The organism is Massilia sp. X63, from assembly GCF_041023745.1.
Taxonomy (GTDB): Bacteria; Pseudomonadota; Gammaproteobacteria; order Burkholderiales; family Burkholderiaceae_D; genus Telluria.
Map to the genome: position 1 here is coordinate 115253 of NZ_JBFTEF010000006.1, position 25347 is coordinate 140599.

Consider the following 25347-nt stretch of genomic DNA (forward strand, 5'->3'; position numbering starts at 1 on the left):
CATGAGTACATCTGCCAAGTTCAAGCGATCGACCATCTGGGGCATCGTCGCCGGCGTGATCGTGATCGGCCTGGCCCTGGCCCTGACGGTGGGGCGCGGCGTGCGGCCGCCGGAATTGCTGAACCGCCAGGCCGGGCCCGACGGCGCCGCGTCCGCGGAAATGGTCGCGCGCGGCAAATACCTGGCGCAAGCGGGCGACTGCATCGCCTGCCACACGATCCCCGGCGGCAAGATCTTCTCGGGCAACCGTCCCATGCCCACGCCCTTCGGGACCCTGTACGCGCCGAACATCACGCCCGACCGCGAGACCGGCATCGGCAACTGGACGGCCACCGAATTCTTCAACATGATGCGCACCGGTAAGTCGCGCAATGGCCAGCTGCTCTACCCGGCCATGCCTTTCGCGAGCTATACCAAGGTGACGCGCGCCGACAGCGACGCGATCTTCGCCTACTTGCGCTCGGTGCCGGCGGTGCGCATGCAGACGCGCGAACACGACCTGCGCTTCCCCTACAACAACCGCTCCCTGTTGATCGGCTGGCGCACACTCTACTTCCAGGAGGGCGAGTACCAGCCCGACCAGACCAAGTCGGCGGAATGGAACCGCGGCGCCTACCTGGTCCAGGGGCTGGGCCACTGCGCCATGTGCCATACTCCCATCAACGCGCTGGGCGGCTCGTCGGAAGAGCAGGCCTTCCGGGGCGGCCTGATCCCGATGCAGAACTGGTATGCGCCCTCGCTCACCTCGAACAAGGAGGCGGGCCTGGGCAACTGGGAAATCCAGGACATCGTCGACCTGCTGCAAAAGGGCGTGTCGAACCGCGGCACGGTGTACGGGCCGATGGCGGAAGTGACCTTCAACAGCCTGCAGTTCATGAGCGACGCGGATGTGCGCGCGATGGCGGTCTACCTCAAGAGCCTGCCCGCCGACCAGCCGGTCAACACCGACCCGGCCACGGCGCCGGCGCGCGCCGACATCGCCCAGCAGCATTCGGAAGGACGCCGCATCTACGAGACCAAGTGCGCCAGCTGCCATGGCGATGCGGGGCGCGGCATGCTGCCGCACTATCCGCCGCTGGCGAACAACCAGTCGATCACCATGACCTCCGCCGTCAACCCGATCCGGATGGTGCTCAACGGCGGCTATCCGCCGGGCACCCGCCGCAACCCGATGCCCTACGGAATGCCGCCGTTCTTCCACGAGCTGTCGGACAACGACATCGCGGCGGTGGTCACCTACATCCGCACCGCCTGGGGCAACCGCGGCGCCCCGGTGACGGCGCGCGAGGTGAGCGAACTACGTGCGGCGACGGTCGAATGAACGGCTTGTTGAACAAGGAGAGGGCATGATCCTGGAACCGATGGACAGCGATGGCAGCGCCGACCAGCAGCGCGTGGACGCCATCGTGGCGCAGGGGCCACGCGGCGCCTTTGCCGTGGCCGGGCTGGCGGTGGCGATCGTGATGGCGATCTGGCTGGCGTTCTACGTGCTGGTGTACCTGGCGCGGCGCGGGGGCTGAGATGGCGACCGGCATCCCGGACCTTCCCCACGGCGCCGACAGCGACGCCGTCGCCCACGCGGCCGAGTCGCGCTGGGCGCTGCTGGTCGGCGCGATCATCGTGTTCCTGGTCGGGATGATCGCCTACATGAGCGTGCACTGGGCCGCGATGCCCCCGGTGCGCACCGAGACCATCGACCCGGGCACCCTGCACCTGTCGGGCGAGTTCGTGGAAGCCAACCTCGGCTCGGTGCTGGAAGACGACGGCAGCGTCACCGTGCGCGTGCTGGCCAACCAGTATTCGTTCACGCCCTCGTGCGTGCTGGTGCCGGCCGGTATGCCGGTCCGGATCCGCGGCACCGCGGCCGACGTGGTGCACGGCTTCTCGATCGCCCAGGGCAACGTCAACGTGATGCTGATTCCCGGCTATATTTCGAACTTCAGCACGCGCTTCGAAAAACCGGGCGAGCACGTGTTCCCCTGCCACGAATACTGCGGGGTCGGACATGCGGCGATGTGGGCGCATGTGAAGATCGTCGACAAGGCCGAGTTCATGCGGCAGGCGAGCGGCGGAAGGAGGGCGAGCTGTGTTCAGCAATGATTCCAGGCGACTGGTGCTGGCCCATTTCTGGGTCGCCTTCGCCGCATTCTTCGTGGCCCTGGTGCTGGGCGAATGGCAGATGTACATCCGCAGCCCCTTGCGCGACTGGATCGGCAACCCCGAGCTGTACTACCGCGCCGTCACCGCGCACGGCTCGGCCATGGGCTACGTGTTCCCGACCCTGGTGGCGATGGGCTTCGGCTACGCGATCGTCGAACTGTCGCTGAAGCAATCGCTGGTGGGCCGGCGCTGGGCCTGGATCGGCTTCTTCCTGGTGGTGCTTGGCACGGTCACGGCGATGGTGCCGGTGTCGATGGGCCTGGCCACGGTGCTGTACACCTTCTATCCGCCGCTGGTGGGCAACGCCTTCTACTACATCGGCGTGGTGCTGGTGGTGGTCGGCTCCTGGATCTGGGTGGCGCTGATGTCGGTCAACCTCAGGGTATGGAAGGCCGCCAACCCGGGCGCCACGGTGCCGCTGCCGATGTTCGCCAACCTGGCCGGGGCCTACCTGTGGGCCTGGACCTCGCTCGGCGCCGCCATCGAGATCCTGTTCCTGATCCTGCCGGTGGCGCTCGGCTTCAAGACCACGATCGATGCCGGCCTGGCGCGCGTGTTCTTTTCATGGACCCTGCACGCGATCGTGTACTTCTGGCTGATGCCGGCCTATATCGCGTTCTATACGCTGGTGCCGCGCGCCATCGGCGGGCGCCTCTACAGCGACAAGATGGCGCGCATTTCCTTCGTGCTGTTCCTGGTGTTCTCGATGCCGATCGGGGTGCACCACCTGTTCCAGGATCCGCAGGTGGGCTCGGGCGTGAAATTCCTGCATGCCGTCTTCACCGGCATGGTCTCGGTGCCGACCCTGCTCACCATCTTCACCATCACCGCCTCGGTCGAGATCGCCGGACGGCTGCGCGGCGGCACCGGCGCCTTCGGCTGGGTCAGGCGCCTGCCCTGGCAGAACCCGATGATGCTGGCGCTTGCCTTTTCCTTCATCCTGCTGGGCTTCGGCGGCGCGGGCGGCCTGATCAACATGAGCTACCAGCTCGACTTCGCCGTCCACAACACCCAGTGGATCACCGGCCACTTCCACCTGATCTTCGGCGGCGCCATCGTCATCATGTACTTCGCCCTGGCCTACGACCTGTGGCCGCACCTGACCGGCAAGCAGCTGGTGGCGGGACGCATGATGCGCGCCCAGCTGTGGCTGTGGTTCGTCGGCATGATCGTGCTGACCTTCCCCTGGCACGTGACCGGCATCCTCGGCATGCCGCGCCGGATGGCCTACTTCGACTACAGCCATCCCGAGATTGCGCCCCAGGCGATCACGGTGATCATCACCTTCTGCGGCGGGCTGCTGCTGGTGCTGTCGGGCCTGCTGTTCCTGCTGGTGCTGCTGCGCGGCCACCGCAGCGAGCGCGTCACGCTGCCCGAGTTCCGCTTCAGCCAGCCGGTGCATGCGGGCGGCCGCATTCCCGCCGCGCTGAACGGCTACGCGCTGTGGCTGGCGCTGATGATCGGGCTGTCGCTGGTGAACTACGGCTACCCGATCAGCCAGCTCATCGCGCTCAAGCAGACCTCGGTGCCGGCAGTGCCGGTAGGAGCACAGCCATGAGCGTCGACAAGACCTTTTCGTTCCGCAACCGCTGGTTCACCTGGAGCGTGGCGATCCTGGCGGCCATCGCCTTCGCCGCCGCGCTGATCGGCTTCGTGTGGGTACCGCGGGCCCATGCGCGCGCCGCGATGGAAAGCCTGTGGGAAGCCATCTGTAGCGCCGCGGGCGCGCCGGCGCCCTACCAGGGCGCGGCCCTGCCCGAAGACGAGCGCAAGTACCCCAGCAGCGTGATCGTGAGCGCCACCATGATGGGCGGCGAAGAGGGCGCTTCGGTGGGGCGGGGCGCGACGCTGGCGATGGCCTGCACCATGTGCCATGGCGCACGCGGCACCAGCCCGGCCGGCACTCCGCACCTCGCGGGGCAGCCGGCCTCGGCCACGTACAAGCAGCTGCGCGACTTCGTATCCGGCCACCGCCAGAGCGCCATCATGCGGCCGCTGGTGATAAACCTGAGCGACCAGGACATGCGCGACCTGGCGGCCTACTATGCCTCGCTCGAACGCGAGCGGATCGCCGCGGTGGCGCCGGTGGCGCAGCAGAGCCCGCGCCTGGTGCGCAACGGCGACCCGATGCGCTCGATCGGCGCCTGCGCGTCCTGCCACAGCCCGCATGCGCTGCGGCCGGCCACGCCGGTGCTGGAAGGCCTGTCGGAGACCTACCTGCGCAACCAGCTCTCGGCCTTCCGCGACGGCCGCCGCGCCAACGACATCAACCGCCAGATGCGCAATGCCGCGCACGGCCTGACGGACCAGGAAATCGTGGAGCTCAGCCGCTACTACGCGGCGCGCTGAACGAGGGGATCAGTCGATGAGCAGGAGGAACAGGCCGCCGTAGGCCAGCACGGCCGGCACGATGACCAGCAGGATGCCCAGCAGGGGATAGGCATTCAGGCGCAACCTGGATGCGGGGCGCGCGGCGCGCTCGATGTGTCGAGCACGGCAGCTTGTCTTGTCTGCTGGCTTGCTGAGGTCCATGCCGGCTTCCTGGTTCGTGCGACATCCCAAAAATAGATCCAGGCCGGCGGGTTTTCAAGAGGATTGCGCAAACATGCGTAAGGAGGCCGTCCAGCAAGCTCTCAGGCTGCTATGAACCGGATCAGCTTTCCGCTTGTGCACGCTATCGTACAGACGACCGCGTGCGAAAGCGGGCATACTTGCGCCATCGCATTTGTGATGAGCCACTGTTCAACGCCGTCGAGATCAAGACCACCATGCTGCCTACTTTCGTGACCCTGGTTGCCGTCATCGTCCTTGCGACGCTGCTGCCCCTGTTGCGATGTACCGGGTGGTGGATCCGGGACCTGGATTTCCCGCGCCTGCAACTGGCCATCCTGTCGCTCGCCGTGCTGGTGGGGCAATTCGTGTTCCTCGACTGGCGCGACAGTTCCTACTATTGGCTGCTGGCGGTCAACGCGGCTTGCCTGGCCTACCAGGCCTGGTGGATCCTTCCCTACACCAAGGCTTATCCCCATGAAGTGAAAGTCGCGGTGGTCGGCGGGGCGCACCGGCAGTTTCGTATCCTGACGGCCAATGTCTTGATGCCGAACCGGAATACCGAGGGATTGATCGCCCTGATCCGGCAGCACCAGCCCGACATCTTCGTCACGCTGGAAACGGATGCATGGTGGCAGGAAAGGCTGGATGTGCTGCAGGACGACTATCCGCATGCGCTCAAGTGTCCGCTCGACAATCTATATGGCATGCACGTGTATTCTCGCCTGCCGCTGGAGGACAGTGCGATCCAGTTCCTGGTCGAAGACGATATCCCGTCGATCCATACCCTGGTGATCCTGCCGTCCGGACACAAGGTGCGCATGCATTTCCTGCATCCAACGCCGCCGAGCCCGACCGAGCACATGGAATCGACCCAGCGCGACGCCGAATTGCTGGTGGTGGCCAAGAGCGTGGCGGAAGCCGGGCTGGAAACGCCGGTGATCGTCGCTGGCGACCTGAACGACGTGGCGTGGTCGACCACGACCCGGCTGTTCCGCAAGATCAGCGGCCTCCTCGACCCGCGCATCGGGCGCGGCATGTTCAATACCTTCCACGCCGGCTACTGGTTTGCACGCTGGCCGCTCGACCACCTGTTCCACAGCGAGCATTTCACGCTGTCCCTGATCCAGCGCCTGCCTTCCTTCGGCTCGGACCATTTCCCGATGCTGGTCGAGCTCACCTATGACAGCGCGCGCGGCGCCGACCAGGAGGGATTGGTCGCGGACAAGGAAGACGAAGCGCTGGCGGAAGAGAAGATCGCCGCCGAGGATGTGGAAGTCTCCGACGTCCACGAGCCCCAACCCTGAAAGCGTCCAGCAAAGCCCTCATTGCTGCGTTGCGTCGTCTTGCCGTACTGACGTACTGTCAGCGACTCCGCGCCTTGCCCTGAGGGCTCTGTTGGACGCTTTGGATCAAATCAGGCCGTTGCGGCTCCGCTGACCAGCGCCTGGGCATAGAGGGTGAAATCGTCCAGCCCGCGCTTGAGGATCGTCACCAGGGCCGGCAGCGGCGCTTCCTGGTAATCCCATTCGGCGCGGCAGAATTCGCCGGTGCGCTTGAGCTCTTCGGCCAGCAGGGGGGCGATCCAGCCGTGTTCGGCCAGCAGGGTGATGACTTCGCGCTCGTCCTGCGGCAGGCCGAGGCGGACGTTGCCGATCACGTAGTCGCCCATCTCGATGGCGGCCTCCCAGGCCCGGATCACGTTGAGGGTGGCCGCGTCCTGGCGCGTGAGGTCGCTCACGAAAGTGGCCGGGCCCTTTTCGTATTCTTCGCGTGCGCGCCGGCAGCAGCGCTCGATGGTGGCGGCCTTGTGTACCAGGATGTCGTCGTCCATGTCTTTACTCCATCAGATCAGGAACAGCAGCGCCGCCACGCAGGTCGGTCCCAGCGCCCCCAAAAACAGCCCGCCCATGCCGATCGAGCCCTCGTCGAAGCCTTCGCGCAGCAGGGCGGCACCGGCCGGGTTGGGCGCGTTGGCGATCACGGTCAGGCCGCCGCCGCCGACCGCGCCGGCCACCAGCATGTACTTGGCGTGATCGGACAGCCCCTCGATCAGCGAACCGAGGTAGGTCAGGGCCGCATTATCGGTGATTGCCGTCAGGGCCAGCGCGCCGAAGAACAGCGCGGTCGGCTCCAGGCTCGACACCAGCGGCTGCAGCCACCACTGTTGCATGCCGCCCAGCACCACCAGTCCGGCCAGGAAGAAACCGACCAGCAGGCCTTCCTTCAGGATCAGGGGCGACTGGTGCTTCGGATAGGCCTGGGTATAGCCGAGGAACAGCAGGAACAGGCCGATGAACAGCACCGGATGGTGGGCCAGCAGCACCACGCCCGCCAGCAGGGCCAGGTGGACCGCCGAAACGAGCCAGGGCATGCGCACGTCTTCGACCACCTTGCCTGGCTCCAGGTGGCGGCGCAGCAGCAGGGTAATGAGGGTCGCGTTGAAGATCACCGCCAGCGCGGCGCGCCAGCCGAAGGTCGAGGCCATGAAGGCGCTGTCCCAGCCCCAGGTGCCGGCCACCATCAGCACTGGCGGTGCGGCATAGGCGGTGAGGGTGCCGCCGATCGAGACATTCACGAACAATACGCCGAGCGCACCGTATTTCATCCACTCGGGAATGCCGGGCCGGAACACCTGGGGGGCCAGCATCAGGGCCGCCAGGGTCATCGCGGCCGGCTCGGTGATCAGGGAGCCTCCCAGCGGCACCAGCGCCAGGCCGAGCCAGCACAAGGCCACCTCGGTGCGGACCGGGGCCAACCGGGCCAGCATCGCCAGCAGGTCGCGCACGGCGTCGAGCACCGGCCTGGAGGCCGCGATCACCATCACCACGAACACGAACAGCGGTTCGGTGTACTGGCGCGACTCGACGTAGCCGATGGCCTCGGCGCCGCTTGCCAGCAGGGCCATGGCGAGGACCAGCACGAAGGCCCAGAAGCCGAACACGACCTCGACTTCGCCCAGCAGGTGGAACAGTCCGGCATGGCGCGGATGGCGCCGGGCCAACGAATGGAACAGCTTGGTGGAGAAGGTGTGAACCAGGGCGATCGCGAACAGGATGGCGCCGGTGAGCTGGAGCGTATTCACGGAGCGACTTCGTGGCGTGCGGGAGACAGGTTGATCATTGTCTGGATGTAAATGGACGAGTCAGCATTATTTCATGATTTGCGCGACCGGGCCGGATTTACAGGCAGGACGCAGCTTTAAGTTCTGTCAATACCAATCACCCGACTGGTATGTCCAAAATGAATACATCTTGCCAAATCCGGGCTCAGCGAGTACTGTACGTTTATACAGTACTTGTTTGCCAACCCATATGAATTGCTCATCCATGGCAGGGACTTCGTCGCCGTCTTCCGCCTCTCTGGCTGCGCCGGAGACCCTGCATCCTTCGCTCTGGCGCGCCTCGCAACTGGCGCGCTCCGGCACGCGTTGCGTCGATACCGGGCATGCGCCCTTGTCGTCCCAGCTGCCCGGCGGCGGCTGGCCCGTCGGCACCCTGGTCGAGCTGCTGCAGCAACAGCCCGGCATCGGCGAAATGCGCCTGCTGCGCCCGGCCCTGCAAGCCTGTGCCGAGCGCCGCATCGTCCTGCTCCAGCCGCCGCACCCGCCGCAAGCCCTGGCGCTGGCCGCGCTGGGCCTGCCGCCTTCGCAACTGCTGTGGCTGCGTACCAGCCGCAGCGCCGACGCGCTGTGGGCGGCCGAGCAGGTGCTGCGCAGCGGCAGCTGCGGCGCGCTGCTGTTCTGGGCCAATCATGCGCGCGGCGAAAGCCTGCGCCGCCTGCACCTGGCGGCCCAGGCCGGGGAAACCCTGTTCTTCATGCTGCGCCCGCTGGCCGCGGCGCAGGACGCCTCGCCCGCGCCCCTGCGCCTGGGCCTGCGGCCGGCCGCGGGCGGCCTGCACATCGACTTCGTCAAGCGCCGGGGGCCGCAGTGCGATGCGCCGCTGTTCCTGCCGCTTGGTTTACCGCTCACTTCTTCTCTCCTTCAACGACATGCGTTTGTGGATCGGCCTGTCATTACCCCAACTGCCGCTCGAGGTCTTCAGCCCCAGCTGGTGCAGTGACCCGGGCAGCGTCGTGCTGGAGCACGAACGCGTGCTGGCGGTTTCAACGGCGGCGCGCGCGGCCGGCGTCGGGCGCGGCATGCGGCGCGGCGGCGTGCTGATGCTCATGCCCGAAGCGCGCCTGCTCGAGCGCAGCGCCGCGCGCGAAGCCGAGGCGCTGGACGCGGTCGCGCTGGCGATGCTGCAATTCACGCCACAGGTCGCGCTGCTTGAAGAAGCCACGCTGCTGCTCGACATCGGCGCCAGCCTGCGCCTGTTCGGCGGCATCCGCGCCCTGTGCGCACGCGTGCGGGCCAGCCTGCGCACGCTCGGCTTCAGCGTCTCGCTCAGCTGCGCGCCGACGGCGCGTGCGGCCTGGCTGCTGGCGCGTGCGGGGGCGCACGCCGTGGCGCATGGCAGCGGGCAGGGGGGCGGGCAAGGAGGCGGACAAGATGCCGGCCGAGCCGGCGCGCGCGGCGCTGGCCGGGGTGGCCGCGGCGGCGGCCGAGCCTTGCGCATGGCCTCGCTCGAACGCCGCCTCGGCCGCCTGCCGGTGGCGCTGCTGCCGCCGGCGCGGCCCTACATGTCCTGGTTCGAGGGCATCGGCTGCGAGAGCCTGGCCGAGCTGCGGCGCCTGCCGCGTCCCGGCCTGCAGCGGCGTTGCGGACGCGAACTGCTCGACATGCTCGACGCCGCCTACGGCATGTGTCCCGAGCTGTTCGAATGGGTCGCCCCGCCCGAGAGTTTCCGGGCCCGGCTCGAATTGTTCGACCGCATCGAACAGGCCGATCTGCTGCTGGCCGGCGCCCACCACCTGGTGCTGCAGCTGGTCGGCTGGCTGTGTGTGCGCCAGCTCGCGGTGGAGCGTATCACCCTGCTGATGGAGCACGAGCGCGGGCGGGTAGCGATGCCGCCGACGGCGCTCGAGATCGCCCTGGCCGAACCGGGCTGGCGCGACGAGCACCTGGTGCGCCTGCTCAAGGAACGCCTGGCCCGGCAGGAGCTGCCGGCGCCGGTGATCGGACTCGCGCTGGAAGCGCGCCAGGTGCGGCCCATGGCGCCGCCGACCGAATCCCTGTTTCCCGAGCCGGGCGGCAGCGAGGAAGACCGCATGCGCATGCTCGAGCTGCTGGTGGCGCGGCTGGGGCCGGAAAACGTGCTGCAGGCGCTGCCGCAGGCCGACTACCGGCCCGAGGTCGCCAACGAATGGGTGCCGGTGCAGGGCGCTGCGCGGGCGTCGGGCAGCAGCGCCCGCCTGCCGCCCGACGTCGCCAGCCTGCCGCGCCCAAGCTGGCTGCTGGCCAAGCCGATCGCGCTGCTGATGCGCAACCACCGGCCCTTCTACGGCTCGCCGCTGAAGGTGGCCTCCACGCCCGAGCGCATCGAGGCCGGCTGGTGGAGCGAGACCCAGACCCGCGACTACTTCATCGCCGAGGGGCAGGACCACACGCTGTACTGGATCTACCGCGAGCGCATCGTCGGCGCCGGCGAGGACGCCGAGCCGCGCTGGTACCTGCACGGGCTGTTCGGATAGGCGCCACAGGCTTGCCGTCCCGGCAGCGCAATCGTTTCTCCTGGAAACAGGCGCCCGGTGCTTGCCGCCAAAGCCCATCCATACCGTGGCGTCGCCACGGCATCGTGGTAAGCGGGCGCTTCGATCGGCCCGATTGCGCCATACTAGGCGGGTCAATGACAGCGCATGGCGCGCAAGGCGCCTGCGCTGCGATCAACCATTTCCATGGAGGCTGAGTGTTCGGCTTGATGAATCGCCGTATGTGTGCCGACAAGACACGCCCTGGCTTCACGCCCGGCAGCCCGGATACATACGGACAGGACGAGAAAGCAGCAGTGGGCGGCATACGCAAGGTGCTGGTGGTCGACGACGAGGCCGACGTGGCCGACCTTGCCGAGATGCTGCTGTCGGCGCATGGCATGGAAGCCATGGTGGCCTATTCGGCCGCCGCGGCCCTCGCCATGCTGGCCGCCCATGCCGACATCGATGCGGTCGTCTCCGACGTCATGATGCCCGGCATGAACGGCCTGGAACTGGCGGAGCAGATCGGCGCGCGCTATCCGAAGGTCAAGATCATCCTGGCCTCCGGCTACATGGCGCCCACGATGTTCAAGGACCAGCCGCTAAAGCAATTGTTCATTGCCAAGCCCTACCGGATCGACCAGCTGCTCCGGCTCCTGCAAACCTGAGTTCAGCCGTCCCGGACCACGCGGGTCAGGTGCAGCTGCGCACGCACCAGGTAGCCCAGCGATTCGTACAGGGCGATCGCTGCTCCGTTGCTCGGGTACACATGCAGGAAGGGCTGCCAGCCCTGCGCCAGGATGCGCCGTGTGCGCTCGGCCAGCAGCTGCCGGGCATAGGCCTTGCCGCGGTGATCGGGATGCACGCACACCGCACTCACCTCGACCGCGTCCGTGGGGCGCATCCGCTCGCCGGCCATCGCCGCCAGGCGGCCGTCCTCGCGGATGCCGATGAACTCGCCCAGCTCGTGGGTGCGCTGTGCGAACGGTCCCGGATTGGTCAGCGCGGCCAGCGCGCGCATGTCCGGCGCATCGGCCTCGCCCAGCACCGAGAACGGCAGCGCGGCCGGCGCAGGCGCCTGCGTGGCCGTCATCTGCAGCACCGGATCGAGTGGGGTGAGCGTCACGCCCGCGGCCGTGGAGGCGGGCGCCCCCGGCGTCACCAGCATGGCGGCCTCGCCAGGCAGCAGCAGCGCCGCCAGCGCCTCCCAGGCCGCGGCGCTGTCGTCCGCGAGGGCCGCGAACGGACCGATGTCGCGGGGATAGCGTTTCGCTAGCGGGCCGCCGAGCGCAAGCTGGCGGTGGCCGCCGTTCAGCGCCGACCAGACCGGCCGGTCGAGCGCACCATGCAGGGCAGGGGGCAGGGCAGGGGACGAGGACATGGCTTGCTCTCTTCGATTGGCGACAGCGGCGATGATACCGCCTGGCCGGCCGTCCTTGGCAGGGTGCGCACCGGGCCGGCTACTCGCTGACCTTGCCGCGCAGCGCCTTGACCCGCCCGCTGCGCGTCTTGGCGTCGAGCCGGCGCCGCTGCGATCCGCGCGTCGGCCGGGTCGGGCGGCGCACCACCGGCACCAACGAGGCCTGGTCCACCAGTGCCTGCAGGCGCTGCAGCGCGTCGAGCTTGTTCTGTTCCAGGCTGCGCGAGCCTTGCGCTTTCAGGACGATCACGCCTTCCTGCGTGATGCGGGCGTCGCGCAGGGCCAGCAGGCGTTCCTTGACGGCATCCGGCAAGGACGAGGCTCCCACGTCGAAGCGCGCATGCACCGCGCACGACACCTTGTTCACGTTCTGTCCGCCCGGCCCCTGGGCCCGGATCGCGCTGAATTCGACTTCCGCCGGATCGATGACTGCCATTGCCTGCCTGTCACATAGTGCTGCCGCCGCCGGCCACAAGGCGCATTGTAAGGGCAGCGCCGCTTCCGGAGCGATCTTGCCGCACGACATAGAAAATCGTGCATGGCCGCTCCTTGATTGCTGCGCTATCATGTATTTACGTGTTCACACCGTGCCGCGCGCAGGCTGCGCGGCTATCCAGGAGGAGCGTTGAACCTCTCGCCCTTGCCCCTTGCGGTGTTCGTGGTCGATGCGGCAGGCACCGTCACGAGCTGGAACAAGGCGTGCGAACAACTGGCCGGCTATCGTCCCGCCGACATCCAGGGCATGACGCTGGAGCGCATCGTCGAGTTCGACGATCCGTCCGGCGCCCATCCGCGCATCGCCGCGCGTGCCGATGCCGAGAACGAAGGCGTGCTGGTCGCCGCCGACGGCCGCCGCCTGCCGGTGCGCATCACGGTGGCGCCGCAGTCCTTCGACACCGACACCCCAGGAAGCTTCAGCGTCATCGTGATCCCGCGCAGCGGCCAGTTCCCGTCGCGCTATGCCCTGATCCAGGACCTGCCGGTGGCCGAGATCATCGAAGCCTTGCCCTGCGTGTTCTATGTCATCGACCAGAGCGGTCACCTGCTGCTGTGGAACCACCAGCTGGAACAAGCGCTCGAGATGGAGGCCGAGGAACTGCCCACTTCCAACGTCAAGTTCTTCTTCGACGAAAAGGAGCGGCCCCAGATCGTCGAGAAGATCCTCAGCGCCTTCGAAGACGGCGGCTCCACCCACGAAGCCGAACTGGTCGGCAAGCACGGCAAGCGCACCCCCTGCCTGTTCCGCTGTTCGCGCGGCCAGCTGGGCAATGTCACGGTCATCTTCGGCACCGGCATGGACATCACGGCGCGCAAGCAGGCCGAACTTGGCCTGCGGGTGCGCGAGCGCGCCATTTACTCGAGCCTGAACGCCATCGTCATCACCCATTGCGAAGGCGACGAGCACCGCATCGAATACGTCAACCCGGCCTTCGAGCAAATCACCGGCTATGCGCTGGCCGAGATCAAGGGCAAGGACCCGCGTTTCATGAAGATCGAAGGCTGCGACGAGCGGGAACGCGATCGCATCCGCGAAGCGCTGCGGCGCCGGGAGGGCGTGCGCGTGGTGCTGCGCAACAAGCGCAAGAACGGCGAGGTCTTCTGGAACGACCTGCGCATCGACCCGGTGTCCAACGGCGACGGCGAGATCACGCACTTCGTGGGCGTCATCAACGACATCACCGAGGCCCGCCACTACGAGCGCCGGCTGCACCACCTGGCCCACCACGACCCGCTCACCGGGCTCGCCAACCGCACCCTGCTGCAAGACCGGCTGCGCTTCGCCGTCGACCACGCGGCGCTGCACGACTGCATGGTCGCGCTGGCCTTCCTCGACCTCGACAATTTCAAGCACATCAACGACAACTTCGGCCATGCCGCCGGCGATGCGGTATTGCGCGAGGTGGCCCAGCGCCTGCGCGCCTGCATGCGCGAAGAGGACACCATCGCCCGCATGGGCGGCGACGAGTTCGTCCTCCTGATCTGCAATCCGTCCAGCCACGCCCAGGTGGCCGACCTGATCGAGCGCGTGCGCCGCAGCGTCATGGCGCCGGTGGCGGTGAACGGCCTGGATATCCAGCCCGCCACCAGCATCGGCGTCAGCGTCTTCCCCGCGGACGGCGACAGCCCGGAACAGATGATGCGCGCGGCCGACGCCGCCATGTACCATGCGAAAAGCCTGGGCAAGAACAACTTCCAGTTCTACTCGGCCGAGCTGAACCAGATCGTGCACGAGCACCTGATGCTGGAAGCGAACCTGAGCCGCGCGATCCGCGAGCACGAGCTGGTGCTGGACTACCAGCCGAAGGTCGACCTGCGCAGCGGCAAGGTAGTCGGGGCCGAGGCGCTGGTGCGCTGGCGCCATCCGGTCGAGGGCGTGATCCCGCCCGAGCGCTTCATCCCGGTGGCCGAGGAAACCGGCCTGATCGTGCCATTGGGCGACTGGGTCATCGACGAAGCCTGCCGCGCGCTCAAGGCCATGGAAGCGCTCGGGCTGGGCGAGTTCGTCATCGCCGTCAACCTGTCGGCGCGCCAGCTGCGCCAGCGCCAGTTTGCCGCACGGCTCGGCGACAAGCTGCGCCAGCACGGGGTCGGGCCCGGCAAGCTCGAACTCGAAGTCACCGAAAGCCAGCTGATGGACCATCCGGACGAAGCGCGCGAGACGCTGGCCCAGCTCAAGGCGCTCGGCGTGCGCCTGGCGATCGACGACTTCGGCACCGGCTATTCGAGCCTGAGCCACCTGCAGAAATTCCCGGTCGACACCATCAAGATCGACCGGTCCTTCCTGGGCGACGTCGGCCACGACGGCCACCTGGTGATCACGCGCGCCATCATCGCCCTCGGCCACAACCTCAAGCTCAAGGTGATCGCCGAAGGCGTCGAGACGCGCGAGCAGATCGCCTTCCTGCGCCAGCACGACTGCGACCAGATGCAGGGCTACTACTTCAGCCCGGCGCTGTCGCGCGAAACGCTGCAGGACATGCTCGCCAGGGACGCGCGCCTGCCCGATTGAGCGCGCCCTGGCCGCCCGGGCGCCTCAGCCCGTACGCGGCGGAGCGGCGCGCAGCACCTGCTGGATCGCCGCCAGCTCGACCGGCTTGACCAGGTAATGGTCGAAACCGGAGGCGCGGGCGGCCTGGCGGTCCTTGTCCTGTCCGTATCCGGTCACGGCCACCAGCACGGCCGCTGCGGTCTCGGGCTGGCTGCGCAGGCGGCCGGCCAGGGCGTTGCCGTCCATGTCGGGCAGGCCGATGTCAATCAGGCAGACGTGCGGCCGCTCCAGCCTGGCGCGCTCGAGGGCCCGCAAGGACGAATGCTCGACGCTGACCGTGTGGCCCAGCAGTTCGCACAGCGTGGCCAGCACCTCCGCGGCGTCGACGTTGTCGTCCACGACCAGGATGCGCGACCCGGGCTGCGCGCCCGGCGCCGGCAGGCCGTCCTGCGGCGCCGCGGTCTCGGCCACCACCGGGTCCTGGCGCGGCAGCACCACGGTGAACTCGCTGCCCCGGCCCAGGCCGGCGCTGCGCAGCGCGACCGTGCCGCCGTGCAGTTCGATCAGGCTCCTGACCAGCGCCAGCCCGATGCCCAGGCCGCCCTGCGCCCGGTCCGAGGTGCGCTCGGCCTGGGCGAACAGTTCGAAGGCATGGGCCGCCACCTCGGGCGTCATGCCGATGCCGTCGTCGGCGACCGTGAGCACGACCTGGTCGGCGCGGGTGCGCAGGTGCAGCGCGATGTGGCCGCCTTCCGGCGTGTACTTGGCCGCGTTGTTCAGGACGTTGGCGACGCACTGGACCAGGCGTTTCAGGTCGCCCCGCACGTGGGCCGGCTCCGGCGCCAGGTGCACCGCCAGCTGGTGCCGGCGCAGTTCGATCAGGGGCCTGACCTGTTCGATGGCTTCGCTGACCACGGTCCTGGCGTCGATCCCGTGCAGGTCCAGGCTCACCAGCCCGCGGGTGACGCGCGAGACGTCCAGCAGGTCGTCGATCAGGCCGGTCATGTGCCTGACCTGGCGCGAGATGATGCCGCTGGTCTGGCGGATGCGTGTCTCGTCCAGCCGGCCGAGGCGCAGCAGGTCGGCCGCCGAGCTGATCGGAGCGAGCGGGTTGCGCAGCTCGTGGGCCAGCATGGCGAGGAATTCGTCCTTGCGCCGGTCGGTCTCGCGCAGCGCCAGCACCGCCCTGGCGCGCGCCACCGCGTCCCAGGTGCGGGCCGCGGTCTGGCGCATCAGTTCGACGTCCTCGTCGCTCCATTCGCGCGGCCGGTCGTGGTGGGCGAACATGAAGGCCACGGTCTTGCCGCTGCGCTGGATCGGGGCCGCCACCGAGGCGCGCGCGCCGATCGCGGCATGCGCCTCGGCGGCCGCGCCCGCGGTGCGCGGGTCGGTGGCCAGGTCGCGCACGCGCATGGTGCGCCCGGCGCGCAGGTCGGCCGCCAGGTCGAGGCCGTAGTCGTCGAGCCGCTCGACCCGTGCCGGCAGCGCCGGCACGCGCGCCACGTCGTTGTAGTTGTGCCCGACGATGCCGTATTCGACCGCGTCGTCCATGCTGACGTAGCCGACCCGGGGAACCTCGAGGATGCGCGCCAGTTCCTCGGTGGCCACGCGCATCATCGCTTCCGGATCGTCGGCGACGCCGCGCAGGCGGTCGTCGAGTTCGAGCAGCATGCCCTTGTAGGCGGCGGCCTGCTGCGCCGCCAGGACCGACAGCCGGTGCCCGCTGAGGTCGTCGAAAAAGACCGCCAGGCCGTCGTCCAGCGCCGGATTGACCCGGATCGCGATCCAGGCCTGGCGCCCGTCCGGCAACATGCAGGCCTGTTCGGCCGATTCCGCCTTGCCCGCGGCGCGCACGCGCCGCAGCAGCGCCGCCAGCGCTGCGCCCGCCAGCGCGGGAAAGGCCTCGGCACAGGACTTGCCGATCAGCGCACTGCGCGGCGCGCCGGCCAGGCGCGCGGCGGCGTCGTTCATGTAGTCCAGGGTGTCGTCCGCCGCCAGCAGCACGAAACCCTCGCTCAGGGTGTCGAAGATGTAGCGGCTGCGGTCGCGCTCGCGGCGCAGCGCCGCTTGCGCCAGCGCGTTTTCGAGCGCCGCCCAGGTGCGTTCGGCGATGTCGCGCGTGACCACCAGCTCGTGTTCGCTCCAGGCGTGCGGATGCGGCATGGCGACGTTCAGGTTGGCCACCCAGCTGCCTGCCTTGAACAGCGGCGCGACCAGCAGCGCGCCGATGCGCAGGGTCCGGTAGTCGCCGGCGAAGGCCGCGGTCCTGGGATCGGTGGTCACGTCGTCCACCACGAAGTCGGCCCCGGCGCTCAGGGTCGAGAGCAGTTCGGGACCATAGTCGGCGATGCGTCCCGACGCCGGCAGTGCCGGCATGCCCTGGTCGAACCAGCCGCCGCGCGAATGGAAGCGGCTGCGGTCGCGGCCGATCTCCGTGTACCAGCAATGCGAGGCGCCCAGGTACTGGGCCAGCAGCCTGGTCGCGGCGGCGCCGATGGCATCGGGCGCAGAAAGGGCCTTGAGCTCGTCGGCGAGCCTGAGCTGGAAGGCGCGCCAGCTGGCGTCCAGGGCGTGCGCGGCGGCGGGGAGGTCGGAAGGCGAGTGGGGCATGGCGTATTTTGCTGTGTCTTGCTGTAAGTTCCGCTTACGATTGCGCTGGTTCGCGGTCCGCATGCGCCAGGGCCGCCGGCGGCGCGCGCAGCGTCAGGCGAATGATCTCTCCGGCCTGCCACAGGCGCATGCGCGGGCCCCAGCTGCCGGCGCCGCGCGTCACGTACAGCAGCATGCCGTCCACGTCGTACGCGCCCGCGAATCTGGCGAAGCGCTGCTGCACCGCATAGCTGAAGGGCCAGATCTGGCCGCCGTGCGTATGCCCCGACAGCATCAGGTCGACGCCGCGCGCGCTGGCTGCCTCGATGATGCGTGGCGCCGGAATGTGCGACATCAGGATCGTGGCGCTGTCCGCGGCCGCCGGGATGGTGCGCGCCAGCCCGCCAAGGTAGTCGCGCTCCTTGCGCATGCGGCGGCCGACGTCCTCGATGCCGGCCAACACCAGGCCCGGCGCAAGCTCCACCTGCTGGTCGCGCAGCCAGCGCACGCCGCCTTCGCGGAATTGCGCCACGGTGGTCTCGGCGTCGCCATAGAACTCGTGGTTGCCGGTCACCGCCCACACGCCGAGCGGCGCGCGCAAGCCGCGCAGGGTCGGGGCAAGCTGCGGCTCGCCCGGTAGTGGCCGACCAACCGGATCGTCCTCGACCAGGTCGCCCAGCAGCAGGACGGCGGCCGGCTGCAGGGCGTTGATCTGCTCGATGCGCGCCGCCAGCCATGCCGAGCGGCGCTGGGCGCCGAGGTGGATGTCGCTGATCGCCACGATCACGGTGCCGTCCAGTGCGCGGGGCAGGCCTTGCATGACGACTTCCCGGTCGGTGACCACCGGTGCGCGCATGCCCTGGAACAGGGCAACAGCGGCCAGCAGCAGGCCGGCGCCGGCCCCCAGTGCGCGCAGCTTCTGGGTATGCGCGCGCGCCAGGTAACCGAAGCCGCCGACGATGTCCGTGGCCAGCAGGCACAGCGACATCACGAAGGTAATGCCGAGCCAGGTGAGGGCGAACTGCCCCGGCCACCAGCGCCAGTCGAGCGCAGCGTCGCCGATGTGCACGCCGGCGAGATACAGCAGCCAGACCAGCACGGCGCCGATCCACCAGGCGCGCCGCGGCACGCGCGTGCGCACCGCATCGAGCGAATACAGGCGCGCGGCGACGTACAGGTGGAGCAGGGGGCCGACGATGTTGAGGACGATCGAAAACATGAATGCTGAAGCTGGCGGCCAAAGGCGCTTACCTTAGCGCAAATCCGGCAAGCTTGCCCGCACGCAGTGCGCCCTGTATCGATCCGGGAAAGCTTTCGCAGGAACACGGTATGCAAATAATATTTGCAAAAATAGATAAAAATCCGTATTTCGTATGCCTTGAAACTGGCTTGGCATGGCACTAGATTGGAGTCACCGGATGCTCATGATGAGGTCCGGCAACATATCGCTTAACTTTTAAAAGGATATATACCATGCGTACTTTCGATCTGACTCCCCTGTACCGTTCCGCCATCGGTTTCGATCGCCTGGCCAGCCTGCTCGAGCAGCGCGGCGAGCCGAGCTATCCGCCGTACAACATCGAACTGGTGAGCGAAGACAACTACCGCATCGTGATGGCCCTGGCCGGCTTCAGCCGCGACGAAGTGGAAATCGTGACCGAGCGCGACACCCTGCACGTCACCGGCCGCAAGCAGAAGGACGAGACCCAGCGCACCTATCTGCACCGCGGCATCGCCGCCCGCGATTTCGAGCAGCGCTTCCAGCTGGCGAACCACGTGAAGGTCACCGCTGCATCGTTCGACAACGGCATGCTCACCATCGAACTGGTGCGCGAAGTGCCGGAAGCGTTCAAGCCGCGCAAGATCGCGATCGCGGACGCGCATGTCGGCGCCGCCCAGGGCAATACCGGCAATGTGCAAGCGCTGGAACAGCGCGAAGCTGCCTGAGGCGCCGGCGGCCTGAGTACAAGGTAGTAGTGTGAAAGAAGGGCGTCCTGCGGGGCGCCCTTTTTGACGATGGGTGCCTGGTTCGTGATTAAGAGCTGCCTAAGGCTGGCAGTTGCCAGCTTAAGTATGGTCTAAGCCAGCTTTGGGAAACTACACCCATCGATAGACAACATCATCGGTCAATCATTATTCTTCAGGAGCACAACATGCGTAACGAAGCTGCCGTCACTGCCATCACTGCCAAACGCCTCACGCTGGCCTTGTGTGCCGCGGGCGTTCTCGGCGGAGCGGTCGGTGCGCTTGCAGTCAATCATAATAACGTCGCAGCCGAAACCGCGGCGGCAGCGCCGGCGCCCGCAGTTGCCTCTGCCCCCGCGCCCAGCGTCGCAGCCGCCGCTCCCGCGGCCACGGTGACCCTCCCCGACTTTACCCGCATCGCCGCCCAGAACGGCAAGGCGGTGGTGAACATCCAGGTGATCGGCAGCACCAAGACCGCGAGCCGCGGCAACGTGCCCCAGCTCGACCCGCGTCACCCCTTCTACGAATTCTTCCGACAGTTCCAGGACCCGCGCGGCAGCGGTCGTGGAGCGCCCGTTTTCGGCGCCGGATCGGGCTTCATCGTAAGCCCGGACGGCGTCATCCTGACCAACGCCCACGTCGTGCAAGGCGCCGACGAAGTGACCGTCAAGCTGCACGACCGTCGCGAATTCCGCGCCAAGGTCGTGGGCGCCGACCCGCGCACCGACGTCGCCGTGCTGAAGATCGACGCCAAGAACCTGCCGGTGGCGCCGATCGGCAACTCGAACAAGCTGGCGGCAGGCGAGTGGGTGCTGGCCATCGGCTCGCCGTATGGCCTCGAAAGCACCGTCACCGCCGGCGTCGTGAGCGCCACCGGCCGCAACCTGCAGGACGGCCAGGTGCCCTTCATCCAGACCGACGTGGCGGTCAATCCGGGTAACTCCGGCGGCCCGCTGTTCAACACCCGCGGCGAAGTGGTGGGCATCAACTCGCAGATCTACAGCCAGACCGGCGGCTACCAGGGCCTGTCGTTCTCGATCCCGATCGACGTCGCGGTCAAGATCAAGGACCAGATCATGACCACCGGTAAGGTGCAGCATGCCAAGCTGGGCGTGGCGGTGCAGGAAGTCGGCCAGGAATTCGCCGATTCCTTCCGCCTCGATACGCCGGGCGGCGCCCTGATCTCGAGCGTCGAGCGCGGCGGCCCGGCCGAGCGCGCCGGCCTGAAGTCGGGCGACGTGATCCGCGGCATCAACGGCCAGCCGATCCTGTCTTCGGGCGACCTGTCCAGCAGGGTCTCGCTGTCCAAACCGGGCGAGCGGGTGGCGCTGGATGTCTGGCGCGACGGCAAGCTGGTGCGCATCGACGCCACCCTGGGCGACGCCAGCGAGAAGGCCAAGCGTGGCATGCCGGAAGAGCTGGCGTCGAACGCGGGCGACAGCAGCAGCGCCAAGCTGGGCCTGGCCCTGCGCCCGCTGGAACCGATCGAGCGCCGCCAGAGCGGCATCGCATCGGGCCTGGTGATCGAGGATGCGCAGGGCGCGGCCGCGATCGCGGGGGTGCAGCCGGGCGATGTACTGGTATCGGTCAACGGCCGGGCGGTGAACTCGCTCGACCAGGTCCGCGACGTGGTGGCGAAAGCCAACAAGTCGGTGGCCTTGCTGATCCAGCGCGGGAGTGACAGAATCTTCATTCCGGTGCGGATTGGCTAAGGAGGCGTAGCGTCCTCTAAGGAGTGTCCGAAAAGCCTCCAGGCAAGGCGCGTCGGCGAAGACAGTACGCCAGTACGGCGAGACGATGCAACGTAGCCATGGAGGCGTTTTTCGGATACTCTCCAGCTGGTTTCAAGAACGGGGAATTCATGCGGCTACTGCTGGTAGAAGACGATACGATGATCGGCGAAGTAGTGCTCGACCTCTTGCGGGCCGAGCACTACGCCGTCGACTGGGTCAAGGACGGCGAGATGGCCGACACGGCCCTGCTGCAGAACCAGAACTACGACCTGGTCCTGCTCGACCTTGGCCTGCCGCGCAAGGACGGGCTGGAAGTGCTGCGCTCGATGCGCTCGCGCAAGGACCGCACGCCGGTGCTGGTCGCCACTGCGCGCGACTCGGTGGCCCAGCGCATCGCCGGGCTCGATGCCGGCGCCGACGACTACGTGCTCAAGCCCTACGATCTCGACGAACTGCTGGCGCGCATCCGCGCGCTGCTGCGCCGCGCCGCCGGGCGCGCCGAACCCATCTTCGAATACAAGAACATCACCGTCAATCCCGCCACCCGCGAGGTGCTGGTGGACGGCACCCAGGTTGCGCTCTCGGCACGCGAATGGGCCGTGCTCGAAGCCTTGGTGGCCCGGCCCGGCGCCGTGCTGTCGCGCGCCCAGCTGGAAGAAAAGCTGTACAGCTGGCGCGACGAAGTCTCCAGCAACGCGGTCGAGGTTTACATCCACGGCCTGCGCAAGAAGCTGGGCAGCGACCTGATCCAGAACGTGCGCGGCGTCGGCTACATGGTGCCCAAGGCATGAAGTTCATCAGGCCCAGGCTCACGCACTCGCTGCGTGGACGCCTGTTGTGGTACCTGCTGGCGGCGATCACCATCGCCGCGCTGGCGCAGGCCTCGATCGCCTACCGCACCGCCCTGCACGACGCCGACCAGATCTTCGACTACCACATGCAGCAGATGGCGCTGTCGCTGCGCTCGGGCACGCCGCTGTCGAACACCGAGGCCCAGCGCCGCCTGCAAGCCCAGAACGAGGCCAACGAAGGCCAGGCGGGCGCCGGCAGCGACGACATGGTGGTGCAGATGTGGTCGCCCGACGGCGTGCAGGTCTTCCACAGCGTCTCGCGCGCCAAACTGCCGCAGCGCGCCGTGCTCGGTTTTTCCAACGTCAAGGCCAACAATACCGTGTACCGCGTGTTCTCGATCCAGACCGAGAACCAGACCGTGCAGGTGGCCCAGGACCTGGCCGTGCGCCGCAACATGGCCGGCAACCTGGCGCTGCGCACCCTCGGGCCGATCGCGGTCATGATGCCGATCCTGATGCTGGTCGTGTGGTGGGTGGTGAGCGGCTCGCTCGACCCGGTGGCGCGGGTGCGCTCGCAGGTGGCCTCGCGCCAGGCCGACGACCTGTCGCCGGTGTCCGAAGCCGGCCTGCCCGACGAGGTGCGGCCCCTGGTGCACGAACTGAACCTGCTGTTCGGGCGGGTCAAGACCGCCTTCGACGCCCAGCAGACCTTCGTGGCCGACGCCGCGCACGAACTGCGCACGCCGCTGGCGGCGCTGCGTTTGCAGGCGCAGAGCCTGGAGCGCGCCGAAACCCTTGATGCGCGCAAGCTGGCCGTATCGCGCCTGACCGCCGGCATCGACCGCGCTACCCGCCTGGTCGAGCAGCTGCTGGTGCTGGCGCGCCAGGAAGCCGCCGCCAACGGCGCCGCCGCGCGCCCGGTCGACCTGGCCGACCTGGCGCGCCGCACCGTGGCCGACCTGGCCGGCGTGGCCGCGGCCAAGGGCGTGGACCTGGGCGTGCACCAGGCCGACCCGGCCACCGTGGAAGGGCAGCCTGACGCCCTGCACATCCTGCTGCGCAACCTGGTCGACAACGCCGTCAAGTACACCCCGGCGGGCGGCACCGCCGACATCTCGGTGCGCAAGGACACCGGCGGCATCAGCGTCACGGTCGAGGACAGCGGTCCCGGCATCCCGCCGGAAGAACGCGAGCGCGTGTTCGACCGCTTCTACCGGGTCGCCGGCAGCGAGGCGGCCGGCAGCGGCCTGGGACTGGCGATCATCAAGGCGATCGCCGAACGGCACGGCGCCACGCTGGTGCTGGGCCAGTCCGAGCGCCTGGGCGGCCTGTCGGCCACGGTCGGCTTCAACGCTTAGCCGGGACCAGGCAGCGGAGCCGGCGGAAACGCTGGCGCAGGCTGGACAGATCCTGTTGGATCCCTTCGATGATCGCCGCGCGCACCCGCCGCTCGGCCTGTTCCGATTCCAGGATGGCCGCGCGCAGGCGGCTGCATTCCTGCAGATTGTGGGGGCGCGCCGGTGCGCGGGAAGCGGCGGCGGGGCGGGGCGATGCCGGGTCGCCGGCATGGGCCGGCGCAAGCACGAGTGCAAGCGCGCAGGGCAGCAGGACGCCTGCCGCAAGGCGGGCAGGTCGCATGGCGAGTGTAACGATGGTGATCTCCGTGGTGCCGGAGGGATGCTCGGCATGGCCGGCCCCCTCTCGTTCTTATGTAAGGCGGGCAGGATACCCGCGTTTGGTCCTTGAAATTCTCTCCAATTGTCACGCCGGGCGCGACGGCGGCCGGCAGGGCCGGCCCGGTAACGGTAGAATGGCCGTTTTGCCCATCGGGGCCGCGCCCCGGATACTGACGAGGAATCATGAAGAAGCAAGCAGTCCTGTTGGCCACCTTTGCCCTGGCGGGCGCGGCCTCGGCCCAGGAAGTGGTGAAGATCGGCCATGCCGCCGCCGTGACCGGCCCGGTGGCCTACTTCGGCAAGGACACCGAGAACGGCGCGCGCATGGCGATCGAGGCGCTCAATGCCAAGGGCGCCGTCATCGGCGGCAAGAAGGTCCGCTTCGAGCTGGTGGCCGAGGACGACGGCGGCGAGCCGAAGCAGGCCACCGCGGTGGCGCAGAAACTGGTGGACGCAAGGATCAACGGCATGGTCGGCCACGAGACCTCGGGCACCACGATTCCGGCCTCGAAGATCTACCATGCTGCCGGCATTCCGCAGATCTCGCCTTCCTCGACGTCGCCGATGTACACCCGGCAGGGCTTCAACACCACCTTCCGCGTGGTGGCCAACGACGTGCAGCTGGGCCAGGCGCTGGGCCGCTACGCCGTCAAGAGCATGGGCGCGAAGCGCGTGGCCGTGGTCGACGACCGCACCGCCTACGGCCAGGGCCTGGTTACCGAGTTCGCGCGCAGCCTGCAAAGCCAGGGCGGCAGCGTGGTGGCGCGCGAGTTCACCCACGACAAGGCGACCGATTTTTCCGCCATCATCACCCGTATCCGCGCAACCAAGCCCGACCTGGTCTTCTTCGGCGGCATGAGCGCGACCGCCGGCCCGATGCTGCGCCAGATGAAGCAGCTCGGCATGAACGTGCGCATGATGGGCGGCGACGGCATCTGCTCGGACGAGATCCACAAGCTCTCGGGCGGCACCATGCTTGACGGCCAGGTGGTGTGCGCGGAAGCGGGCGGCGTGCAGGGCGAGGCCAGGGCCGGCATGGACAAGTTCCGCGCCGATTATAAAAAGCGCTTCGGCATCGACGTCCAGATCAATGCGCCGTATGCCTACGACGCCGTGATGACCATGGCCGAGGCGATGGCGAAGGCCGGTTCGGCGCAGCCGGCGAAGTACCTGCCGGTGCTGGCGAAGATCCAGCACAAGGGCGTGACCGGACCGATCGCCTTCGATGCGCGCGGCGACATCCGCGACGGCACCATCACGCTGTACTCGTTCAAGGGCGGCAAGCGTTCGGTCCTGAGCGTCACCAAATAAGGAGCACCAGCATGGCGGCAGACGAACCGATCAAACCCGATGCCTTCGCGGCGCTGAAGGAACGCTTCGGCCAGCAGTCGCGCAAGGCGCAGGCCTATTACACGGTGATGCACGAGGTGCGCGGGATCCTGGGCAGCGATGAAGCTGCCAGCGACTGGATGACCGAGGCGCAGGCAGCGTTCGGCGGCAAGACTGCCGCAGAAGCGGTGGGCGAGGGACGCGAGGACGAGGTCCTGGCCCACGTCCGCTCGCTCAAGAAGTAAACCCGCTTAGAAAACGCCGAAGATCAGCAGGACGATCAGCGTCAGACGATCGACACGGCGATGGACCCGAGGCAGCCGAGTTTGTTCGAGAAGAACAGGAACATCAGTCGCCCGGTCCTTCGCCCGGCATCGTGTCGGCCATCAGCCGTAGCTCCTCCGGCGTCAGCTCTTCCGGCTTCTTGTTCTCGAGGCCGTCGAAATCCTGCTGTTTCGATCCTTCCTGCGCCGCTTCCTGCCGGCCTTGCGACTGATCCTGCGGCCCTTGCTGGTTCTGGGGCTGGCCCTGCGGCTGTTGCTGGGTTTTCTGCTCGTTGCTCATGATG

The 25347-nt window shown here is 68.0% G+C and carries 25 protein-coding genes; 16 read left to right on the forward strand and 9 right to left on the reverse strand.

Annotated elements, in window-relative coordinates; all coding sequences use genetic code 11:
* Positions 1-160 precede the first annotated feature (160 nt).
* The 5 genes from AB3347_RS13945 to AB3347_RS13965 are packed head-to-tail and all read left to right on the forward strand — an operon-like array spanning position 161 to position 4509.
* On the forward strand, positions 161-1321 hold the full coding sequence (locus AB3347_RS13945; protein ID WP_369092591.1) for a cytochrome c: 1161 nt from the start codon (positions 161-163) through the stop codon (positions 1319-1321).
* Positions 1322-1346: 25 nt separating this feature from the next.
* Positions 1347-1520 (forward strand): hypothetical protein, encoded by a 174-nt coding sequence (locus AB3347_RS13950; protein ID WP_369092407.1) that lies wholly within the window; start codon positions 1347-1349, stop codon positions 1518-1520.
* 1 nt (position 1521) lies between these two features.
* Positions 1522-2100: a cytochrome C oxidase subunit II gene (locus AB3347_RS13955; protein ID WP_369092408.1), complete on the forward strand. Its 579-nt coding sequence runs from the start codon at positions 1522-1524 to the stop codon at positions 2098-2100.
* A 13-nt stretch (positions 2101-2113) separates the two neighbouring features.
* Complete coding sequence (locus tag AB3347_RS13960) at positions 2114-3718, forward strand: cbb3-type cytochrome c oxidase subunit I (protein ID WP_369092592.1); 1605 nt, start codon at positions 2114-2116, stop codon at positions 3716-3718.
* Complete coding sequence (locus AB3347_RS13965) at positions 3715-4509, forward strand: cytochrome c (RefSeq protein ID WP_369092409.1); 795 nt, start codon at positions 3715-3717, stop codon at positions 4507-4509. Before AB3347_RS13960 ends, AB3347_RS13965 begins: the two co-directional genes overlap by 4 nt.
* 9 nt (positions 4510-4518) lie before the next feature.
* Here AB3347_RS13965 and AB3347_RS13970 read toward each other — a convergent pair whose 3' ends face one another.
* The gene (locus tag AB3347_RS13970) at positions 4519-4692 is read right to left on the reverse strand and encodes a hypothetical protein (RefSeq protein WP_369092410.1); all 174 of its coding nucleotides are present in this window, start codon (positions 4690-4692) and stop codon (positions 4519-4521) included.
* A gap of 236 nt (positions 4693-4928) precedes the next feature.
* Between AB3347_RS13970 and AB3347_RS13975 the strand changes: the two genes are divergently transcribed.
* A complete protein-coding gene (locus AB3347_RS13975; protein ID WP_369092411.1) occupies positions 4929-6017 on the forward strand; it encodes an endonuclease/exonuclease/phosphatase family protein in 1089 nt (362 codons plus the stop codon).
* Positions 6018-6127: 110 nt separating this feature from the next.
* Here the strand turns inward: AB3347_RS13975 and AB3347_RS13980 are convergent, their stop codons facing one another.
* Both AB3347_RS13980 and AB3347_RS13985 read right to left on the reverse strand, forming a co-directional pair.
* Positions 6128-6544: a DUF86 domain-containing protein gene (locus AB3347_RS13980; RefSeq protein WP_369092412.1), complete on the reverse strand. Its 417-nt coding sequence runs from the start codon at positions 6542-6544 to the stop codon at positions 6128-6130.
* A gap of 12 nt (positions 6545-6556) precedes the next feature.
* Entirely contained in the window at positions 6557-7795 is a 1239-nt protein-coding gene (locus tag AB3347_RS13985) for a putative Na+/H+ antiporter (RefSeq protein WP_369092413.1), read from the reverse strand.
* A gap of 244 nt (positions 7796-8039) precedes the next feature.
* Here AB3347_RS13985 and imuA point away from each other — a divergent pair, with 244 nt between their 5' ends.
* The 3 genes from imuA to AB3347_RS14000 all read left to right on the forward strand — a co-directional run bounded on the left by imuA (position 8040) and on the right by AB3347_RS14000 (position 10955).
* Complete coding sequence (gene imuA / locus AB3347_RS13990; protein WP_369092414.1) at positions 8040-8774, forward strand: translesion DNA synthesis-associated protein ImuA; 735 nt, start codon at positions 8040-8042, stop codon at positions 8772-8774.
* Positions 8704-10287, forward strand: coding sequence for a DNA polymerase Y family protein (locus AB3347_RS13995; protein ID WP_369092415.1), 1584 nt, complete (start codon positions 8704-8706; stop codon positions 10285-10287). The genes imuA and AB3347_RS13995 overlap by 71 nt, the downstream gene beginning before the upstream one ends.
* Before the next feature lie 314 nt (positions 10288-10601).
* The gene (locus tag AB3347_RS14000; protein WP_369092416.1) at positions 10602-10955 is read left to right on the forward strand and encodes a response regulator; all 354 of its coding nucleotides are present in this window, start codon (positions 10602-10604) and stop codon (positions 10953-10955) included.
* Positions 10956-10957: 2 nt separating this feature from the next.
* Here the strand turns inward: AB3347_RS14000 and AB3347_RS14005 are convergent, their stop codons facing one another.
* Both AB3347_RS14005 and arfB read right to left on the reverse strand, forming a co-directional pair.
* A complete protein-coding gene (locus AB3347_RS14005; RefSeq protein WP_369092417.1) occupies positions 10958-11668 on the reverse strand; it encodes a GNAT family N-acetyltransferase in 711 nt (236 codons plus the stop codon).
* Positions 11669-11747: 79 nt separating this feature from the next.
* Positions 11748-12143 carry an alternative ribosome rescue aminoacyl-tRNA hydrolase ArfB gene (gene arfB, locus AB3347_RS14010; protein WP_369092418.1) on the reverse strand — a complete coding sequence of 132 codons (396 nt, stop codon included), beginning with the start codon at positions 12141-12143 and terminating at the stop codon, positions 11748-11750.
* Between the two features lie 189 nt (positions 12144-12332).
* On the opposite strand from arfB, the gene AB3347_RS14015 reads away from it, so the two are divergent.
* Positions 12333-14717, forward strand: a complete 2385-nt coding sequence (locus tag AB3347_RS14015) for an EAL domain-containing protein (protein WP_369092419.1) — start codon at positions 12333-12335, stop codon at positions 14715-14717.
* A gap of 24 nt (positions 14718-14741) precedes the next feature.
* Here the strand turns inward: AB3347_RS14015 and AB3347_RS14020 are convergent, their stop codons facing one another.
* Both AB3347_RS14020 and AB3347_RS14025 read right to left on the reverse strand, forming a co-directional pair.
* Positions 14742-17306, reverse strand: coding sequence for an ATP-binding protein (locus tag AB3347_RS14020; protein WP_369092420.1), 2565 nt, complete (start codon positions 17304-17306; stop codon positions 14742-14744).
* Positions 17307-17340: 34 nt separating this feature from the next.
* A complete protein-coding gene (locus AB3347_RS14025; RefSeq protein ID WP_369092421.1) occupies positions 17341-18504 on the reverse strand; it encodes a metallophosphoesterase in 1164 nt (387 codons plus the stop codon).
* 254 nt (positions 18505-18758) lie between these two features.
* On the opposite strand from AB3347_RS14025, the gene AB3347_RS14030 reads away from it, so the two are divergent.
* The 4 genes from AB3347_RS14030 to AB3347_RS14045 all read left to right on the forward strand — a co-directional run bounded on the left by AB3347_RS14030 (position 18759) and on the right by AB3347_RS14045 (position 23132).
* The gene (locus AB3347_RS14030) at positions 18759-19232 is read left to right on the forward strand and encodes an Hsp20 family protein (protein WP_369092422.1); all 474 of its coding nucleotides are present in this window, start codon (positions 18759-18761) and stop codon (positions 19230-19232) included.
* A 206-nt stretch (positions 19233-19438) separates the two neighbouring features.
* On the forward strand, positions 19439-20962 hold the full coding sequence (locus AB3347_RS14035) for a Do family serine endopeptidase (protein WP_369092423.1): 1524 nt from the start codon (positions 19439-19441) through the stop codon (positions 20960-20962).
* A gap of 149 nt (positions 20963-21111) precedes the next feature.
* Positions 21112-21774 carry a response regulator gene (locus tag AB3347_RS14040; RefSeq protein WP_369092424.1) on the forward strand — a complete coding sequence of 221 codons (663 nt, stop codon included), beginning with the start codon at positions 21112-21114 and terminating at the stop codon, positions 21772-21774.
* Positions 21771-23132, forward strand: a complete 1362-nt coding sequence (locus tag AB3347_RS14045) for an ATP-binding protein (protein ID WP_369092425.1) — start codon at positions 21771-21773, stop codon at positions 23130-23132. The genes AB3347_RS14040 and AB3347_RS14045 overlap by 4 nt, the downstream gene beginning before the upstream one ends.
* Here the strand turns inward: AB3347_RS14045 and AB3347_RS14050 are convergent.
* The gene (locus AB3347_RS14050; protein WP_369092426.1) at positions 23122-23412 is read right to left on the reverse strand and encodes a hypothetical protein; all 291 of its coding nucleotides are present in this window, start codon (positions 23410-23412) and stop codon (positions 23122-23124) included. The genes AB3347_RS14045 and AB3347_RS14050 overlap by 11 nt on opposite strands.
* Positions 23413-23633: 221 nt before the next feature.
* On the opposite strand from AB3347_RS14050, the gene AB3347_RS14055 reads away from it, so the two are divergent.
* Both AB3347_RS14055 and AB3347_RS14060 read left to right on the forward strand, forming a co-directional pair.
* Complete coding sequence (locus AB3347_RS14055) at positions 23634-24761, forward strand: branched-chain amino acid ABC transporter substrate-binding protein (protein ID WP_369092427.1); 1128 nt, start codon at positions 23634-23636, stop codon at positions 24759-24761.
* An 11-nt stretch (positions 24762-24772) separates the two neighbouring features.
* Positions 24773-25024 carry an antitoxin Xre/MbcA/ParS toxin-binding domain-containing protein gene (locus AB3347_RS14060; protein WP_369092428.1) on the forward strand — a complete coding sequence of 84 codons (252 nt, stop codon included), beginning with the start codon at positions 24773-24775 and terminating at the stop codon, positions 25022-25024.
* A gap of 103 nt (positions 25025-25127) precedes the next feature.
* Here the strand turns inward: AB3347_RS14060 and AB3347_RS14065 are convergent, their stop codons facing one another.
* Positions 25128-25343 (reverse strand): hypothetical protein, encoded by a 216-nt coding sequence (locus AB3347_RS14065; RefSeq protein WP_369092429.1) that lies wholly within the window; start codon positions 25341-25343, stop codon positions 25128-25130.
* Between the last annotated feature and the right edge of the window lie 4 nt (positions 25344-25347).

What these genes read in the sequence shown, in the direction of transcription:
- AB3347_RS14050 (WP_369092426.1), bottom strand. Translation starts at nt 23,412, where the DNA reads ATGCGACCTGCCCGCCTTGCGGCAGGCGTCCTGCTGCCCTGCGCGCTT.
- AB3347_RS13955 (WP_369092408.1), top strand. Translation starts at nt 1,522, where the DNA reads ATGGCGACCGGCATCCCGGACCTTCCCCACGGCGCCGACAGCGACGCC.
- AB3347_RS14005 (WP_369092417.1), bottom strand. Translation starts at nt 11,668, where the DNA reads ATGTCCTCGTCCCCTGCCCTGCCCCCTGCCCTGCATGGTGCGCTCGAC.
- AB3347_RS13980 (WP_369092412.1), bottom strand. Translation starts at nt 6,544, where the DNA reads ATGGACGACGACATCCTGGTACACAAGGCCGCCACCATCGAGCGCTGC.
- AB3347_RS14040 (WP_369092424.1), top strand. Translation starts at nt 21,112, where the DNA reads ATGCGGCTACTGCTGGTAGAAGACGATACGATGATCGGCGAAGTAGTG.
- AB3347_RS13965 (WP_369092409.1), top strand. Translation starts at nt 3,715, where the DNA reads ATGAGCGTCGACAAGACCTTTTCGTTCCGCAACCGCTGGTTCACCTGG.
- AB3347_RS14060 (WP_369092428.1), top strand. Translation starts at nt 24,773, where the DNA reads ATGGCGGCAGACGAACCGATCAAACCCGATGCCTTCGCGGCGCTGAAG.
- AB3347_RS13995 (WP_369092415.1), top strand. Translation starts at nt 8,704, where the DNA reads ATGCGTTTGTGGATCGGCCTGTCATTACCCCAACTGCCGCTCGAGGTC.
- AB3347_RS14065 (WP_369092429.1), bottom strand. Translation starts at nt 25,343, where the DNA reads ATGAGCAACGAGCAGAAAACCCAGCAACAGCCGCAGGGCCAGCCCCAG.
- AB3347_RS13970 (WP_369092410.1), bottom strand. Translation starts at nt 4,692, where the DNA reads ATGGACCTCAGCAAGCCAGCAGACAAGACAAGCTGCCGTGCTCGACAC.
- AB3347_RS14055 (WP_369092427.1), top strand. Translation starts at nt 23,634, where the DNA reads ATGAAGAAGCAAGCAGTCCTGTTGGCCACCTTTGCCCTGGCGGGCGCG.
- arfB (WP_369092418.1), bottom strand. Translation starts at nt 12,143, where the DNA reads ATGGCAGTCATCGATCCGGCGGAAGTCGAATTCAGCGCGATCCGGGCC.
- AB3347_RS14025 (WP_369092421.1), bottom strand. Translation starts at nt 18,504, where the DNA reads ATGTTTTCGATCGTCCTCAACATCGTCGGCCCCCTGCTCCACCTGTAC.
- imuA (WP_369092414.1), top strand. Translation starts at nt 8,040, where the DNA reads ATGGCAGGGACTTCGTCGCCGTCTTCCGCCTCTCTGGCTGCGCCGGAG.
- AB3347_RS13975 (WP_369092411.1), top strand. Translation starts at nt 4,929, where the DNA reads ATGCTGCCTACTTTCGTGACCCTGGTTGCCGTCATCGTCCTTGCGACG.
- AB3347_RS14045 (WP_369092425.1), top strand. Translation starts at nt 21,771, where the DNA reads ATGAAGTTCATCAGGCCCAGGCTCACGCACTCGCTGCGTGGACGCCTG.
- AB3347_RS14035 (WP_369092423.1), top strand. Translation starts at nt 19,439, where the DNA reads ATGCGTAACGAAGCTGCCGTCACTGCCATCACTGCCAAACGCCTCACG.
- AB3347_RS13945 (WP_369092591.1), top strand. Translation starts at nt 161, where the DNA reads ATGGTCGCGCGCGGCAAATACCTGGCGCAAGCGGGCGACTGCATCGCC.
- AB3347_RS14020 (WP_369092420.1), bottom strand. Translation starts at nt 17,306, where the DNA reads ATGCCCCACTCGCCTTCCGACCTCCCCGCCGCCGCGCACGCCCTGGAC.
- AB3347_RS14030 (WP_369092422.1), top strand. Translation starts at nt 18,759, where the DNA reads ATGCGTACTTTCGATCTGACTCCCCTGTACCGTTCCGCCATCGGTTTC.
- AB3347_RS13950 (WP_369092407.1), top strand. Translation starts at nt 1,347, where the DNA reads ATGATCCTGGAACCGATGGACAGCGATGGCAGCGCCGACCAGCAGCGC.